The organism is Pseudomonas sp. QD4 (assembly GCF_049199125.1).
Taxonomy (GTDB): domain Bacteria; phylum Pseudomonadota; class Gammaproteobacteria; order Pseudomonadales; family Pseudomonadaceae; genus Aquipseudomonas.
Genome location: NZ_JBLZOM010000022.1, coordinates 1 through 408, shown reverse-complemented (window position 1 = coordinate 408; position 408 = coordinate 1). Strand labels below are relative to the sequence as shown.

The 408-nt window shown below is 52.7% G+C and carries 2 tRNA genes and 1 rRNA gene; all 3 read right to left on the bottom strand.

Features of this window, described 5'->3' with window-relative positions:
* Positions 1-52: 52 nt before the first annotated feature.
* Positions 53-128 (bottom strand) — tRNA-Ala (locus ACOZJV_RS34715).
* A 30-nt stretch (positions 129-158) separates the two neighbouring features.
* A tRNA-Ile gene (locus ACOZJV_RS34710) sits at positions 159-235 on the bottom strand.
* Positions 236-316: 81 nt separating this feature from the next.
* Positions 317-408: ribosomal RNA gene (locus tag ACOZJV_RS34705) — 16S ribosomal RNA — on the bottom strand; the annotation flags it as partial.

Here is a 408-nt window from a genome sequence, read left to right as displayed (position 1 = left end):
GATGGAATGCTCATTTCTAAGCTTTATCACAGAAACAGCGTTAAGCAGTAAGTGGTGGAGCCAAACGGGATCGAACCGTTGACCTCCTGCGTGCAAGGCAGGCGCTCTCCCAGCTGAGCTATGGCCCCGTATCGCTACAGGCTTTTCCCACACAAAATTGGTGGGTCTGGGCAGATTCGAACTGCCGACCTCACCCTTATCAGGGGTGCGCTCTAACCAACTGAGCTACAGACCCAATTTCGGGCTGTTTCTATCGTCTTCTTCAATGAATCAAGCAATTCGTGTGGGTGCTTATGGAGCAGCTGATGTCGTCGATTAAGGAGGTGATCCAGCCGCAGGTTCCCCTACGGCTACCTTGTTACGACTTCACCCCAGTCATGAATCACACCGTGGTAACCGTCCTCCCGA